The organism is Actinoplanes derwentensis, from assembly GCF_900104725.1.
Lineage (GTDB): Bacteria > Actinomycetota > Actinomycetes > Mycobacteriales > Micromonosporaceae > Actinoplanes > Actinoplanes derwentensis.
In genome coordinates this window covers 8,196,100-8,210,814 of the sequence record NZ_LT629758.1, presented here as the reverse complement: position 1 = coordinate 8,210,814, position 14,715 = coordinate 8,196,100, and the positions used below count along the sequence as shown (strand labels likewise).

General features: G+C 67.4%; 15 protein-coding genes. 7 read left to right on the top strand and 8 right to left on the bottom strand.

Going from position 1 to position 14,715, the window contains the following annotated elements; genetic code table 11:
• Position 1: 1 nt before the first annotated feature.
• Positions 2-1,009: an inorganic phosphate transporter gene (locus tag BLU81_RS36450; protein ID WP_092551902.1), complete on the top strand. Its 1,008-nt coding sequence runs from the start codon at positions 2-4 to the stop codon at positions 1,007-1,009.
• A gap of 19 nt (positions 1,010-1,028) precedes the next feature.
• On the opposite strand, the gene BLU81_RS36445 is transcribed toward BLU81_RS36450, so the two are convergent.
• Positions 1,029-2,006, bottom strand: coding sequence for a Gfo/Idh/MocA family protein (locus tag BLU81_RS36445; RefSeq protein WP_092558142.1), 978 nt, complete (start codon positions 2,004-2,006; stop codon positions 1,029-1,031).
• A 153-nt stretch (positions 2,007-2,159) separates the two neighbouring features.
• Between BLU81_RS36445 and BLU81_RS36440 the strand changes: the two genes are divergently transcribed.
• Complete coding sequence (locus BLU81_RS36440; RefSeq protein WP_231953691.1) at positions 2,160-3,182, top strand: NUDIX hydrolase; 1,023 nt, start codon at positions 2,160-2,162, stop codon at positions 3,180-3,182.
• A 674-nt stretch (positions 3,183-3,856) separates the two neighbouring features.
• On the opposite strand, the gene BLU81_RS36435 is transcribed toward BLU81_RS36440, so the two are convergent.
• From BLU81_RS36435 to BLU81_RS36405, 7 genes are all read right to left on the bottom strand, one after another.
• Entirely contained in the window at positions 3,857-4,375 is a 519-nt protein-coding gene (locus tag BLU81_RS36435) for a hypothetical protein (RefSeq protein WP_092551899.1), read from the bottom strand.
• 724 nt (positions 4,376-5,099) lie between these two features.
• Positions 5,100-5,876, bottom strand: a complete 777-nt coding sequence (gene pstB, locus BLU81_RS36430; RefSeq protein WP_092551896.1) for a phosphate ABC transporter ATP-binding protein PstB — start codon at positions 5,874-5,876, stop codon at positions 5,100-5,102.
• Between the two features lie 14 nt (positions 5,877-5,890).
• Positions 5,891-6,940, bottom strand: a complete 1,050-nt coding sequence (pstA, locus tag BLU81_RS36425; protein WP_373873272.1) for a phosphate ABC transporter permease PstA — start codon at positions 6,938-6,940, stop codon at positions 5,891-5,893.
• Positions 6,941-6,972: 32 nt separating this feature from the next.
• Complete coding sequence (gene pstC / locus BLU81_RS36420) at positions 6,973-8,043, bottom strand: phosphate ABC transporter permease subunit PstC (protein ID WP_092551890.1); 1,071 nt, start codon at positions 8,041-8,043, stop codon at positions 6,973-6,975.
• A 40-nt stretch (positions 8,044-8,083) separates the two neighbouring features.
• On the bottom strand, positions 8,084-9,175 hold the full coding sequence (gene pstS / locus BLU81_RS36415) for a phosphate ABC transporter substrate-binding protein PstS (RefSeq protein WP_092551887.1): 1,092 nt from the start codon (positions 9,173-9,175) through the stop codon (positions 8,084-8,086).
• Between the two features lie 236 nt (positions 9,176-9,411).
• Positions 9,412-10,293, bottom strand: a complete 882-nt coding sequence (gene mshD, locus BLU81_RS36410) for a mycothiol synthase (RefSeq protein ID WP_092551884.1) — start codon at positions 10,291-10,293, stop codon at positions 9,412-9,414.
• A 15-nt stretch (positions 10,294-10,308) separates the two neighbouring features.
• Positions 10,309-11,025: a winged helix-turn-helix transcriptional regulator gene (locus tag BLU81_RS36405; RefSeq protein ID WP_092558138.1), complete on the bottom strand. Its 717-nt coding sequence runs from the start codon at positions 11,023-11,025 to the stop codon at positions 10,309-10,311.
• Positions 11,026-11,303: 278 nt separating this feature from the next.
• Here BLU81_RS36405 and BLU81_RS36400 point away from each other — a divergent pair, with 278 nt between their 5' ends.
• From BLU81_RS36400 to BLU81_RS36385, 5 genes are all read left to right on the top strand, one after another.
• Positions 11,304-12,305 carry a hypothetical protein gene (locus tag BLU81_RS36400; protein ID WP_231953689.1) on the top strand — a complete coding sequence of 334 codons (1,002 nt, stop codon included), beginning with the start codon at positions 11,304-11,306 and terminating at the stop codon, positions 12,303-12,305.
• Between the two features lie 72 nt (positions 12,306-12,377).
• The gene (locus tag BLU81_RS36395; protein ID WP_231953687.1) at positions 12,378-13,169 is read left to right on the top strand and encodes an LmeA family phospholipid-binding protein; all 792 of its coding nucleotides are present in this window, start codon (positions 12,378-12,380) and stop codon (positions 13,167-13,169) included.
• Positions 13,170-13,236: 67 nt separating this feature from the next.
• The gene (locus BLU81_RS51840; protein ID WP_331717490.1) at positions 13,237-13,314 is read left to right on the top strand and encodes an Ms5788A family Cys-rich leader peptide; all 78 of its coding nucleotides are present in this window, start codon (positions 13,237-13,239) and stop codon (positions 13,312-13,314) included.
• Between the two features lie 185 nt (positions 13,315-13,499).
• Entirely contained in the window at positions 13,500-14,348 is an 849-nt protein-coding gene (locus BLU81_RS36390) for a sulfurtransferase (RefSeq protein ID WP_092551875.1), read from the top strand.
• A 2-nt stretch (positions 14,349-14,350) separates the two neighbouring features.
• Positions 14,351-14,698, top strand: coding sequence for a DUF1416 domain-containing protein (locus tag BLU81_RS36385; protein ID WP_092551872.1), 348 nt, complete (start codon positions 14,351-14,353; stop codon positions 14,696-14,698).
• Positions 14,699-14,715 lie beyond the last annotated feature (17 nt).

The following is a 14,715-nucleotide window of genomic DNA, read 5'->3' as shown; positions in this document are numbered from 1 at the left end:
CGTGGATCCCTCCTTGGTCGCCGTCATCGCGGTGATTCTCGCCGCGATGGCGTTCGATTACACGAACGGTTTCCACGACGCGGCGAACGCCATCGCGACGAGCGTCAGCACCCGTGCCCTCACTCCCCGAGTCGCCCTCGGCATGGCCGCGGTCGGCAACTTCATCGGCGCGCACCTGGGCACCGAGGTCGCCAAGACGGTCGGTGACGGTCTCGTCGACCTGCCGACCGGCATCCCCAGCCTGGGCGTCGTCTTCGCCGGTGTGCTCGGCGCGATCACCTGGAACCTGATCACCTGGTATTTCGGGCTGCCCTCCAGCTCGTCGCACGCGCTCTTCGGCGGCCTGGTCGGCGCCACGCTCTTCGCCACCGTGGGCAGCGTCCAGTGGGACAACATCATCAACAAGGTGCTGATCCCGATGGTGGTGTCGCCGCTGGTCGGGCTGGCCCTCGGTTTCGTCATGATGATCGCGATCATGTGGATCTTCCGGCGCGGGCACCCTGGCCGTCTCAACCGCGGTTTCCGCTGGGCACAGACCGTCTCGGCCGCGGCGATGTCGATCGGCCATGGCATGCAGGACGCTGCGAAGACCATGGGCATCGTGGTCCTGGCCCTTTACACCGGCGGCATCCAGTCGTCGTCGACGGACATCCCGGAATGGGTCTACTGGTCGTCGGCCACGGTGCTGGCGGCGGGCACCTACGCGGGCGGGTGGCGGATCATCCGCACCCTCGGCCGCAAGATCATCGACTTGGGCCCGGCCGAGGGCTTCGCCGCCGAGACCGTGGCCAGCTCGGTGCTCTACTTCAACGCCCTGGTCCTGCACGCACCGATCTCCACCACCCACACCATCACCTCGGCGATCATGGGGGTGGGCGCGACCAAACGACTCAGTGCGGTCCGCTGGAACGTGGCGGGCAACATCGTGATGGCCTGGATCACGACATTCCCCGCCGCCGCCTTCTTCTCCTGCGTGATCTACTTCATCGTCCGGCCGCTGTTCACCTGAGCCTCGGCCAAGGCCGGTTTCAGTAGTTGACCCCGACCTGATCGCGCAAAGCGTCCAGCAGGGCCATCACCTCGAGCGTCGTCGAGTGCGGCACCAGTGGGCTCTCCAGCTCCCCGGCGAGCAGGCAGCGCTGCACCTCGGCCGCCTCGAACTGGTAACCGCTGCCCTCGAACGGGAACTCGAACGTCTCCGGTTCCTTACCCTGCTGGTTCAGCACGAACGAACGCGGCACGAAGAAGCCCTCGGGCAGATCGATCCGGCCGGTCGTACCGGTGATCGAGGCGGCGTTACGGCTCGGGCCGTTGATGCTGCACGTCAACGCGGCCACCGCGCCGGCCTCATAACCCAGGAGCACACCCGTGGTCTCGTCCACCCGCTCCGGGGTGAGATGTGACCAGGCCTGTGCCGACGCCGGCACCCCGAGGATCAGGTGTGCCAGGTGAATCGGGTAGACGCCCAGGTCCAACAGCGCGCCACCGCCCAGTTTCGGGTCACGCAGCCGGTGCTCCGCCTCGAACGGCCCCTGCAACCCGAAGTCGGCGTGGATCGCTCTGGCCTCACCGATCGCGCCGCTCGACACCAGCTCGGCGATCTTGCGGATGGCCGGGTTGAGGCGCATCCACATGGCCTCCATCAGGAACACCCCACGCGACCGGGCCGCCTCCAGCAGCAGCGCGGCCGACGGCAGGTCCAGCGTGACCGGTTTCTCGACGAGCACCGCCTTGCCGGCCTCGATGCACATCATCGCCGCGTCCAGGTGGAAGGCATGCGGCGTCGCCACATAGACCACGTCGACGTCGGCGTCGGCGGCCAGGTCCGCGTAGGACCCGTGCGACCGGGCGAACCCGAACTTCCGCGCGAACTCCTCCGCGCTGGCGGCACTGCGCGAGCCGACTGCGGCGAGCTCAGCGCCCTCCACCAGTCTCAGGTCGGCGGCGAATGAACTGGCGATCCCGCCGGGGCCGAGAATCCCCCAGCGCACCTTCTGTCCGGTCATGATCATTACCGTATCTCCCCACCGTCGGATGCGGACCAATCCTCGCACCGCGGCCCGGTCGGCCCGTCCGGTTGTCCACAGGGACCATCCGCCCGGACAAGCCGATGTGGATAACGTATCGCCGCACACACCGACGGTGGCAGGATCGGACCGGTGACCGACTCGATGTCGCTACCGCCCGCCATGTCGCAACGTGCACGAGAGTTCACCGGGCCACCCGTCCCGGCCCGCCCCGCCGCCACCGTCGTGCTGCTCCAGCCCCACGGTGACACCTTCCAGGTCTACGTGCTGCGCCGAGCCGCCACGATGACCTTCGGCGGCCTCTACGCCTTCCCCGGCGGGGTCGTCGACCCGTCCGACCGCCCAGCGACGATCCGCACCGACTGGCCCGCCCGCCTAGGCCTCCCCACCGCCGAAGCACACGCCGTCGTCGGCGCCGCCGCCCGCGAACTCTTCGAAGAGACCGGCGTCCTACTGGCCAGCCCCCGCTCCGAGCCCGACCGCACGGTGACAACAACAGACACCGACGACTGGGAGTCCGACCGCGCAGCCGTGGCGTCCCGCACCCTGTCGATGACCGACTTGCTGGCCAGCCGCGACCTACTTCTCCGCGACGACCTGCTGCTGCCCTGGTCCCGCTGGATCACCCCGGAGTTCGAGCCCCGCCGCTACGACACCTGGTTCTTCGCCGCCCTGCTACCCGAGGCCCAGTCCACCCGAGACGTCTCCGGCGAAGCCTCCACCACAGCCTGGATCCCCCCGTCCGACACTTCCCTGCCGATGCTCCCACCCACCCGCCGAACCCTCGCCGAAATAGCCACCCACAAAACCATCCCCGAGGTAGTAGCCGCCTCCACCCACCGAGACGCCGCAACCCCCCTGACCCCACGAATAGCCATAGCCCCCAACGGAGAGGTGCAATTTCAACTGCCTGATCCGGTACGCCCGCCCAAAGCCCCGCCCCGTCCCCGCAAGGCAGGCGCCGCTCAAGGCCGCCCCGCGACCGCCGGGCCGAATGCGATGGTCACCGACGACCCACCCGCCAGCTCACCCGCACCCTCTCGCCCGATCGCCCCGTCGCCCAGGTCGCCCCGTCGCCCAGGTCGCCCCGTCGCCCAGGTCGCCCCGTCGCCCAGGTCGCCACGAGCTCATATCTGTTGGCCTGGCTACAAGTGATATCAACGGGTTCGAGGCGGATGCCGACATCTGAGATTCGGAAAGCGGCGGTGGCGTCGTTTCTCAGCTGCCCGATGGCGGGGCGTACCAGAGGAAGCCCCCCACGCCCGGCCGTCATGACGATGATTAGTCTGCCCCCGATGTCTGGAGGCAAATCCCGGCCGTGCCCCGCCCAGCTCGGACGGCCCGGAACGGCCCGGTCTGACTTGGCCCGGACAGTCCTGCACAGCTCGGACAGCCCGGAACAGGACAATCTGGCCTGGCTCGACCCGGCTCGGAGCCGCTCGGCTCGGTCCGGCCCGGAGCAGCTCGGCCCGGCCAGCGACGGCGGCGGGCGGCGGGCGGCGACGGCGGGCGGCAGCGGGCGGCAGCGGGCGACGACGGGCGGCAGTAGGCGACGGGCGGCAGTAGGCGACGGGCGGCAGCGGGCGACGGGCGACGGGCGACGGGCGACTATCCAGACACGAGTCACCTCGTGTTGACTACCACGATGTCCGAATACTTTTGGCCACACCATTCTCGGAATTCCCTGCGACGAGCGCTGATGATCCGGCGGCCTGTGTGGTTGTTCCTCGACCATCGCACGGTGACCAACACGGGCACGGTCATTCGAAAATAGGTCGAGTGTCACCGTGACCGACGCCCGGCCGGCACCATAATCATTCAATATAAAACTACCCCGGCCCGATCGAGGCAGCGACGTTCCCGACTGAAATCTGATAAGCGCAAGAATGTTCCGCGCCCACCTGTCCGTATCCGCCAAGAGCCGAGTGGCAGTCTCGGACCGGGGCGCCGAGTCCCGTCTCGCAGTCGTCGGCTGAGTAGCTGCCGCATCGCAGACCGGAGACACCGGTTCCGGTCGAGGAGGCGAAGGCGGAGCGGGCAGAGTCTGGGGCGTTGCCTGAGCAGCTACCGCACCGCAGACCGGAAGCGCCGGCACAGGATTCGGCGAAGCTACTGCCAGTGCGGGTACCGGCATTTCTGCTGGTGCTGTTGCTGTTGCCGTTGCCGTTGCCGTTGCCGTTGCCGTTGCCGTTGCCGTTGCCGTTGCCGTTGCCGTTGCCGTTGCCGTTGCCGTTGCCGTTGCCGTTGCCGTTGCCGTTGCCGTTGCTGTTGCTGTTGCTGTTGCTGTTGCTGTTGCTGTTGCTGTTGCTGTTGCTGACGGAGTCTGTGGTGCGAGAGAGGCCAGCCACTCTTGGTCTTCGTGGGATAGGGGCATGGAGTCGCGGGCGCGGATACGGCGGAGCTTCTCGGCGTGGCGGCGCTGAAGCCCCCATGCGCGACGCCACTCGTGATCACGACGGAACTCGTCTCGGTCCGGGCAATAGTTCTTCGACTTGGTCCGGTCACGCATTCCTGCGACGCTGAACAACGCTGGCTGACTCATACAGAAATTCTCCCGCACCTCCACAGAGAACTGTAAGAAGACGATCATGCCAAAATAGCTAAACCCGCCAACCGGAGAACCGACCTGACGACGCGATTTCAGCGGAAAGTAGATTCAAACGACCATATCCCGAAGGCGGGACACCCACTTAGATAGACGCGGAGTCACCGGCAGGCCGGCTCTTACGAAAAAGACAGGTTTGCGAGCGGGCCGCACATTCCGCCACGCCGAAGTGGCTGAATGGATCCCGCCGCACACGCGACAATAGTGCCGCTCAAGCGCGTGGGATCTGTGCGCGCCGGGCGGGTAGCCGGTGACCATCGCATTCGGCCCGGCGGTCGCGGGGTGGCCTTGTGTGGCGCCTGCCTTGCGGGGTTGGGGCAGGGCGGGTGGGTTTGCGGGAGGTGTGGGGCGTACCAGAAAAGGAACGCCGGTCCGACTTGGCGTCGGACCGGCGTTAGAAGCCTGTAGCTGGGCGCACGTCGCGCGGTTGGGGTGGCCGGATGGGCCTTTGGCGGTGCGCGGGTGGGTCAGCCGAAGCGGCCGGTGATGTAGTCCTCGGTCTTCTTCTGGGTGGGGTTGCTGAAGATCTTCTGGGTGTCGTCGTACTCGATGAGGCGGCCGGGGTCGCCGGTCTTCTCGATGGAGAAGAAGCCGGTCTTGTCGCTCACCCGTGCGGCCTGCTGCATGTTGTGCGTGACGATGATGATCGTGAACTGGTCTTTCAGTTTGAACATCAGGTCTTCGATCGCCAGCGTGGAGATCGGGTCCAGGGCCGAGCAGGGCTCGTCCATCAGGACCACCTGGGGCTGGACGGCGATCGTGCGGGCGATGCACAGGCGCTGCTGCTGGCCGCCGGAGAGGCCGGCTCCGGGGCGGTCCAGGCGGTCCTTGACCTCGTCCCACAGGTTCGCGGAGCGCAGCGACTTCTCGGCGGCCTCGTCGAGCAGGGACTTCTTGCGGACGCCGTTCAGTTTCAGGCCGGCTACCGCGTTCTCGTAGATCGACATCGTCGGGAACGGGTTGGGGCGCTGGAAGACCATGCCGATCATGCGGCGGACGGCGGTGACGTCGACGTCCGGGTCGTAGATGTTCTGGTCGTCGATCGTGAGGCTGCCCTCGATGCGGGCGTTCGGCAGTACCTCGTGCATGCGGTTGATGGACCGCAGGAAGGTCGACTTGCCGCAACCCGAGGGGCCGATCAGAGCCGTGATCGTCTTCGGCTCGACGGTCATCGAGACGCTGTCGATCGCCTTGAAGTTGCCGTAGTAGGAGGAGACGTTCGTCGCCTCGATGCGCTTGGCCATGGAAGACACCTTCTTTACCGGGACAGCTGGTTGCGACGGGCGAGCAGCTTGGCCGCGATGGTCAGGACCAGGACCAGAGCGACCAGGGTGAGCGCGGCGGTCCAGGCGCGGTCCGGCGCGTACTTCGAGGCGTCTCCGGCCTGCTGGTAGACGAAGAGCGACAGCGACTGCTGGTTGCCGGCGAACGGGTCGAAGTTGATCGCCGCGGCACCGCCGGCCACCAGCAGCACCGGGGCGGTCTCGCCGGCGGCGCGGGCCACGGCGAGCATCACGCCGGTGACGATGCCGGGCAGCGCGGTCGGCAGGACGACCTTGACGATGGTCTTCCACTGGGGTACGCCCAGCGCGTACGAGCCTTCCCGCAACGGGCCGGGGACGAGACGCAGCATCTCCTCGGTGGACCGGACCACGGTGGGCAGCATCAGCACCGCCAGGGCCAGTGAGGCGGCGAAGCCGGAGAACCGGGGTTGTCCGTTGTTGAACCACGGGCTGACGATGAGCACCCAGAACGACAGGATGAACAGGCCGGCCACGATCGACGGGATACCGGTCATCACGTCGACGAAGAAGCGGACGGTGCCGGCGAATTTGCCGCGGCCGTACTCGACGAGGTAGATCGCTCCGAGCACACCGAGCGGAACCGCCATCAGGGTGGCAAGGCCGACCTGCTCCAGGGTGCCGATGATGGCGTGGTAGGCGCCACCGAGCGGATCCCGGGCTCCGATGTTGTTCATCGAGGTGCCGAAGAAGTCGCCGTCGAGGCGGTTGACGCCCTTGGAGACGAGCGTCCACACGACCGAGGCGAGCGGCAGGATCGCCAGCAGGCAGGCGGCGTAGATCAGCGACTTCATGGTGCGGTTCTTCGCGGCGCGCGGGCCTTCGATCCGGCCGGCCACGACGTTCAGGCCGACCAGGTAGAACACCGCGCCGATCACGATCACGAGCACCCAGTTGCCGATGCCGAAACCGAACACGATCGCGGCAGCGACCGCGAACGCGACCACAGCGACGAGCACGTTCGTCAGCACCGGGAGCTTCTTGCTCCGGATGTTGTCCGGCGTCATGACGACGCCGGGCGCCTGCTTCTCGACAAGACTCATGCGGCACTGTCCCGGAACTCGCGACGGCGGTAGATGATCGCCCGCGCCGTCATGTTGACCACCAGCGTGATCGCGAAGAGCACCAGGCCGGAGGCGATCAGGGCGCCACGGCCCGTCGCGTTGGCCTCGCCGAAGGAGTTCGCGATGTTGGCGGCGATGGAGTTGCCGCCGTTCTCGATCAGGTTGAACGAGATGTCGAAGGCGATGCTGAGCGTCAGGGCCAGGGCGATGGTCTCGCCCAGTGCGCGGCCGAGGCCGAGCATGACCGCGGCGATGACACCGGGCTTGCCGTACGGCATGACCGCGGTCCTGATCATCTCCCAGCGGGTGGCACCGAGGGCCAGTGCGGCCTCCTCGTTCATGCCGGGCGTCTGCTGGAAGACCTCGCGGGAGAGGGAGGTCACGATCGGCAGCACCATGATCGCCAGTACCAGGCCACCGAGCATGATCGACTGCCCGAACGGGCCGTCCCCGCCGAAGAGCGGGATCCAGCTGAAGTACTCGTTGAGCCAGATCGAGAAGTCGCGGACCGGCTGCTGGAAGACGTCGCGGCCCCAGAGACCGAAGACCACGCTGGGTACGGCGGCGAGCAGGTCGATCACGAAGCCCAGCGGGGTGGCCAGGCGACGGGGCGCATAGTGCGAGAGGAACAGCGCGATGCTCAGAGCGATCGGCACCGCGACGACCAGCGCGATGATCGAGCTGAGCACGGTACCGAAGGCGAGCGCCGCGATACCGAAGGACGGGTCCGCCTCGTTCGGGAACCACTTCAGCTCGGTGAAGAAGTTCGCGTCGTTCGCGGAGAGCGCAGGTGCTGCTTTGGAGATCAGGAAGACGGCGATCGCGATGATGATGACCAGCACCATCGCACCGGAAGCCGTGGACAGGGCCCGGAAGCCCGTCTCGATCGAGAATCGGGACTTCTTGGGCAGGGCGCCACCGCCACCGAGCGGGGGCTCGTCGTAACTGCTCGGAGAAGTGCCGTAGCCGGCTCCCTGACCGCGACTCGAAGTCGCGGCCAGGTCGCCGGCGGTGGCGTTCACCGAGCGGGAAGGGTTGTCACCCATCTGCGCGCTCGCTGTCGTTTCGGAGGGATGTAGCGGACGATCAGGCGATCGAGGCGATGGACTGCTCGACCTTGGTACGCAGCGTCTCCGGCAGCGGGGCGTAGCCCAGCTCGGCGAGCGCCTTCTGGCCGTCGGTGCTCGCGGTGTACTTCAGGAAGGCCTGGACCTCTTTGGCCTTGGTGCTGCCCTTGCTGCAGGCGATCTCGTAGGTCACCAGCACGATCGGGTACGCGCCCGGGGTGGTGGTGGCGTAGTCGAGGGACAGGGCCAGGTCACCATCGGTGCCCTTGACCTCAGCGTTCTCGAAGGTCTTGCCGGCGCTCTCACCGGACAGCTCGGCGTACTCACCGGCGCCGTTCTTGATCTTCGCGGTCTGCAGGTCGCTGTTCTCGGCGAAGGACAGCTCGACGTACGAGATGGTGTTCGGGGTGCTCTTGACCTTGGTGGCCACACCGTCCGACTTGCTGGCGCCGGTGCCGCCCGGGGCCTTCCACGCCTTGCCGTTGCTGAAGCTCCAGTCGGCCTCGGCGGTCTTGGTGAGGTACTTGGTGAAGTTGTCGGTGGTGCCCGACTCGTCCGCCCGGTGGACCGTCTCGATGTTGGCGTCCGGCAGCTTCGCACCGGAGTTCTCGGCCGCGATGGCGGCGTCGTTCCACTTGGTGATCTTGCCGGAGAAGATCTTGGCGATGGTCGAGGAGGACAGCTGCAGGCCGTCGACGCCGTCCACGTTGTAGACCACGGCGATCGGGCCGATGACCATCGGGAGGTTGAGCGCCTTGCCACCGACACACTTGGCGTCGGCGAGCGGCTGCTCGTCCTCCTTCAGGGCCGAGTCGGAACCGGCGAAGTCGGCGGTGCCGGCGATGAACGCCTCGATGCCCGCGCCCGAGCCGGTGCCCTGGTAGTCGACCTTCGAGTCGGCACACTGGCCCTGGTAGGCCTTGATCCACTCATCCATGGCGTTCTTCTGGGCGGTGGAGCCCTGAGCCGTCAGGCTGCCGCTCACGCAGTTGCCGGAGGCGGCGGACGAGCCGGCTTCCGGCGTCGACACGTTGTCCGAGCCGCAAGCGGTGAGCGCGATCGACGCAGTCAAAGCAATGCCGGCCACGAAACCGGACCGCTGGAGCTTCACGAATATTCCCCTCAGGTTTGCAACCGGTCACTCACCGGCTGACACCACAAAAGCTAGGAAGGCGAAGTGACTGGCTCCGGGGTGGCAAATGAACTAGGAGTGAACACGTCCGCCCCAAGAGGTAGCCATTCCCCGGAGAAGAGTTGTCCGTTAAGTGAACTGCGCTCCAGCTACCCGATATGTCGGGTATATCCGGTCACTCGTGACCGGGCCGAGATGTTTCCTTATCCTCGCCGTTATCGGCGGTAGTTGACGTCCGTCTTGAAAATCTCGAACCCCAGCCGCCGGTAAAGCTTCACAGCGGCTTCGTTCGACTCGTCGACGTAAAGGGTGGCCACGGTCAGGCCGGACCCGGCGAGATGACGCAGACCCGCCACACTCAGCGCCGCGCCCAGGCCGCGCCGGTGCCCGGCCGGGTCGACCCCGAGCACGTAGATCTCACCGATCGCCGGCTCGCCACCGGTCGCCGGATGCACCTTGGTCCAGTGGAACCCGACGAGCGTGTCGGCGACGTCGACGGCCAGCAGGAAACCGGCCGGGTCGAACCACGGCTCCGCCTCGCGGCCCAGAAGGTCACCGAGGACCCAGCGGCCCTGCTCCGGGTGGTGCGCGAAGGCCCGCGCGTTGACACCGAGCCAGGCCTGCTCGTCACTGCCGGGCCGGAAACCACGCAGGGTCACACCGTCGGGCAGCGGGATGTCGGGCAGCGGGTCGAGCAGGGAACGGCGCATCTGCCAGAGGACCCGGGCCCGCTCGAAGCCGTTGCGCTCGGCGAAAGCAGCCGCGCCCGGATCGTCGCCGTGCGCCCAGAACCGCATCGGGCCCGCTCCGGCCGCGGTGAGCAGCCCGGTGCCGACCCCGGTTCGGCGGAAGTCCGGATGGACGATCAGTTCACCCGAGCCGCCCTCCAGGAAGGCGTAACCGGCGAGACGGGCGTCGTCGTAGGAGAGCAGGTGCACACCCGAGGACGGCACGTCGCCGCGAACCCGGAGCACCACGTCCTCGGAGAGCGGGTGGACGCCGTCGACTGACCCGGCCGCGTCGGCCAGGGCGAGGACGTCAGCCGCCTCAGACGACGACAGCCGGTCCGCGGCACGGACCGGCTGTCGACTCGTCATGATGGAGACCCCGGATCAGACCGGGAGGGAGACGGGCTCGTTGTCCGGCAGCTGGCGGCCGGACGGAGGCGTCACGAACTTGTAACCGACCTGGCGGACGGTGCCGATCATCGACTCGTACTCCGAGCCCAGTTTGGCGCGGAGACGCCGCACGTGCACGTCGACCGTGCGGGTGCCACCGAAGTAGTCGTAGCCCCAGACCTCACGCAGCAGCTGGTCACGGGTGAAGACCCGGCCCGGGTGCTGGGCGAGAAACTTGAGCAGCTCGAACTCCTTGTAGGTGAGGTCGAGCGGACGGCCCTTGAGCTTCGCCGCGTAGGTGTCGGGGTCGATGTTCAGCTCGCCGGCCCGGATGGAGCCGCCGGCTCCGGCGGTCGCGTTGTTCAGACGGCCGACAGCCATCCGCAGACGCGCCTCGACCTCAGCGGGTCCGGCACTGGCCAGGATGACGTCGTCGACACCCCAGTCAGCATTGAGAGCGATCAGGCCGGCCTCGGTGACGACCGCGACGAGCGGGACGCCGATACCGGTCGCGTGCAGCATGCGGCAGGTGGCACGCGCTTCCGAGAGCTCGGAGCGGGCGTCGACCAGAACGGCGTCGGGGCTGGGCCCGGACACCAGGGTGCGAACGTCACGCGGAGCGGTACGAACCGAGTGGGGCAGAAGGTCCAGGGCGGGCAGTACGGCAGAAGGTTCACCGGCACGTGCCGTGACCAGCAGAAGGATCTCCACACTCACCTCCGTCCTCGCGGCCTCGAACGGCCGCTCGGGTGACCCGGTCTGCGCAGCGGAAAACGCTTCGCCACCGGAGATTGGGCCCGGCGTCACCGACGGGTGGGTTGCGCTTACCTTAACCGATGCATCACCCCTGATACCCCGGTCAAACGCGCAAGTGATGTAGCGAACGCCTCTCACGTGACCGAACGGCCGAACCGTAACCAGCCTTTTACCTGAGCTCCGACACCTGTGGCGATTGGGACCTGGGTCACCGGTCTGGCACCATCGCAGTCGTGTTTCCCTCGATGCCGAACGAGGACCCCTGGGATGCGGAAGCCTCCCAGCAGGTCGCGCGCATGACCCCGGGCCGCCAGAAGGCCGGGGTCTACAGCGCTGTCCCGGACGAGGAGGCGGCCAAACCCGACGAGATCGAGCCCGAGGACGACGAGTTCGAGGAGATCGAGGTCGTCCCGGTCCGGGCGAAACTGTCGGCCGCGATCGGCGGGTTCGCCGGGCTGCTGGCGACGGCACTGATCGTGGGCAGTCTGGTGACCGGCCCGGGCGCGCGTACGTCGTACGTGATCGTGCTCTTCGGTGTGCAGTTGCTCGGTCTGCTGGCGTGGACCATGGCTCTTCAGCCGCCGGCCGCCGGCGCCACCGCCGGAGTCGTCGCGGTGACCGCGCTGGCCGCCGACTACCTGGCGGCGACCGGTGAGCCGGGCGACCTGCTGCCACTGTTCCTGACCGCGGTCGCCGGCTTCGTCGCGGCGATGGTCGCCCAGGTGATCCGGGCCGAGGACCGGCAGCGCGCCAAGGACACGTGGCGCACCACCCTGCTCATCGTGGGCGGAGTGGCGGCCTACGCCATGCTGATCACGCTCACCCGGGAGCCGCTCGGCTCGCAGGCGATCCTGGTGTGCTGTGTCGGCGCCGGGACGGCCCTGATGATCGCCCGGCTCACCGACGCGGTCCTGCCGAAACCGCGGATCGCCCTCCAGGTGCCGCGGGGCGCGACCGGCATCGTGCTCGGCGCCATGCTGGGCACCCTCGCGGCGTCGGTGCTCGGCAGTTATCTGGTCTATCCGTTCACCCCGACCAAGGGCGCGGTGCTCGGGCTGATCGCCGCGGTCGCCGCGCACCTGATCGATCTGGCCGTCAACTTCGGCGAGGCGGGCCGTCGGCTGGCCGGGGACGCGCCGACGTTCTGGCTGGCCCGGCACATGCAGGGGCCGCTCGGAGGATTCGCGCTCACCGCCTTCCTCACGTACTTCCTCCTGCACTGGTACCTCACCTGACTCGTCGGTTTCATCGAACCCTCGACCCGGGCATGTACGTTCCTCAGGGTTATGGGTCAATCGGGAGGAAAAGTGGCTGAGGTGCACGGAACGGAGCGCCCCCGTCGTCGCCGGGGACGTACCGCGCTGGTCGTGGTAGTGGTTCTGCTTGTCCTGCTAGGTGTCGGTGTGGCGCTGCTGGACCGCTTCAGCAACTCGTACGCCGAGGACGTCATCGCCGACAAGGTGGCCGCGGAGGTGGCGAAACAGAACGCCACCAGCAGCCGGCCCGAAGTGACCATCGCCGGTGTCCCGTTCCTGACTCAGGTCCTCGCCGGCGAGTACCAGGAGATCAAGATCAAGCTGCCGGACTTCGCGGCGCCGACCGGGACCGGGGAGACCGTCCGGATGGATCTGCTGGACATCAGCGCCACGGACGTCAAGGCCCCGCTGAACGCGCTGCGCAGCGGCCAGGGCGAGGTGGTGGCCGGTGCGGTCACCGGGGTCGGCACGATCGACTACTCGCTCCTCGCCGACGCCACCGGCCAGGAGGGCATGACGCTGACCGAGAAGGACGGCAAGGTGGTGGGCTCGGCGGTGCTGTCGATCACCCGCACCCAGAAGATCGAACTCGAAGGGGTCGCCGATCTGAAGGTGGCCGACGGCAAGGTTCAGGTTCGTTTCTCCGATGTGACGGCGAAGGACCTGCCGAACAACCCGCTCATCCAGGGGCAGGTGAACAACTTCGTCAAGCAGATGGCCTTCGAGCTGGCCGTGCCGGAGTTGCCGATGAACCTGGTCATCCGCGAGTTGCAGCCGCTCCCCGAGGGCCTGAAGGTGACCTTCGGGGCCACCGATGTCACCCTCGCCGCAGCGGGTGTCTGACCTCACGTCATCCCGGATCGTGGTCGGCCCTGTTCCGTAGCGTGAGCACGCTGGTAGGGTCGGCCACATGAGCCCCTTGCTCACGAAAAGGCGCGCGGTCGACCTGTGCCGCGTGGCCGCGTGCCTGTGTTGCCCTGTCAGCTGACGGGGCCATTCAGTGCTGAGCACCTTCTCGAGCTCAACCTAGCCAGGGGCATTCTCTAAGCCCGGCAGTGGCGCCGTCGCACAACAGCCCGTGATCCCAATCTAACTGGGTCCGCGCGGAGTGCGACTGAGAAACACTTCGTGCGCTGACTCTCCCTCCACCCACCTTCCAAAGGGAGTGAACCGATGAGTCGCGACACCGCACTCGTCTCGGCCGAGTGGGCCGAGCAGAACCTGGACACCGCCGGCCTCGTGTTCGTCGAGGTCGACGAGGACACCACCGCCTACGACGGCGGCCACATCCCCGGCGCCGTCAAGATCGACTGGAAGACCGACCTGCAGGACCCGGTTCGGCGTGACTTCGTCAACCAGGAGCAGTTCGCCGCTCTGCTGTCCGAGAAGGGCATCAGCAACGACGACACCGTGATCCTGTACGGCGGTAACAACAACTGGTTCGCGGCGTACGCGTACTGGTACTTCAAGCTGTACGGCCACGAGCAGGTCAGGCTGATCGACGGCGGCCGCAAGAAGTGGGAACTGGACGCCCGCGTCTACACCAAGGACGTGCCGGTCCGCGCGAAGACCAGCTACACCGCCAAGGCTCCGAACCTGGAGATCCGCGCGTTCCGGGACGAGGTCGTCGAGGCGATCGGCGTGAAGAACCTGGTCGACGTCCGCAGCCCCGACGAGTTCGCCGGCCGCCTGCTCGCACCGGCGCACCTGCCGCAGGAGCAGTCGCAGCGGGCCGGTCACATCCCGACCGCGCTCAGCGTGCCGTGGAGCAAGGCCGCCAACGAGGACGGCACCTTCAAGTCCGACGAGGAACTCGCCAAGATCTACGGTGAGGCCGGCCTCGACGGCAGCAAGGACACCATCGCGTACTGCCGGATCGGCGAGCGCTCCTCGCACAGCTGGTTCGTGCTCAAGGAGCTGCTCGGCCACGAGAACGTGAAGAACTACGACGGTTCGTGGACCGAGTACGGCTCGCTCATCGGTGTTCCGATCGCCCTCGGCGACGAACCCGGAAAGGCCTGATCATGACTAGTCCCGCAACGAACATCGCCGCCACCTCAGCGGCCGGCTGTGCCGCCCCGGACCAGTCCGCGCCCCTCCCCAGCAGCGTGGACCTGGCCAAGGAAACCGTCATCACCGGCATCGTGCGCAACGCCGACAGCGAGGTCGTGGGCGGCGCGTACGTGCGGCTGCTCGACTCCTCCGGTGAGTTCACCGCCGAGGTCGTGTCGTCGCCCGACGGTGTGTTCCGCTTCTTCGCCGCTCCCGGCTCCTGGACCGTGCGGGCCCTCAGCCGGCACGGCAACGGCGAGCTCTCGGTGGACGCCGACCGTGGTGTCAACGAGATCGCGCTGACCGTGGCCACCGCCTGACCCACGCTCTGTAGAAC

What these genes read in the sequence shown, in the direction of transcription:
- BLU81_RS36385 (WP_092551872.1), top strand. Translation starts at nt 14,351, where the DNA reads ATGACTAGTCCCGCAACGAACATCGCCGCCACCTCAGCGGCCGGCTGT.
- mshD (WP_092551884.1), bottom strand. Translation starts at nt 10,293, where the DNA reads ATGACGAGTCGACAGCCGGTCCGTGCCGCGGACCGGCTGTCGTCGTCT.
- BLU81_RS36390 (WP_092551875.1), top strand. Translation starts at nt 13,500, where the DNA reads ATGAGTCGCGACACCGCACTCGTCTCGGCCGAGTGGGCCGAGCAGAAC.
- pstC (WP_092551890.1), bottom strand. Translation starts at nt 8,043, where the DNA reads ATGGGTGACAACCCTTCCCGCTCGGTGAACGCCACCGCCGGCGACCTG.
- BLU81_RS36445 (WP_092558142.1), bottom strand. Translation starts at nt 2,006, where the DNA reads ATGACCGGACAGAAGGTGCGCTGGGGGATTCTCGGCCCCGGCGGGATC.
- BLU81_RS51840 (WP_331717490.1), top strand. Translation starts at nt 13,237, where the DNA reads ATGAGCCCCTTGCTCACGAAAAGGCGCGCGGTCGACCTGTGCCGCGTG.
- pstA (WP_373873272.1), bottom strand. Translation starts at nt 6,940, where the DNA reads ATGACGCCGGACAACATCCGGAGCAAGAAGCTCCCGGTGCTGACGAAC.
- pstB (WP_092551896.1), bottom strand. Translation starts at nt 5,876, where the DNA reads ATGGCCAAGCGCATCGAGGCGACGAACGTCTCCTCCTACTACGGCAAC.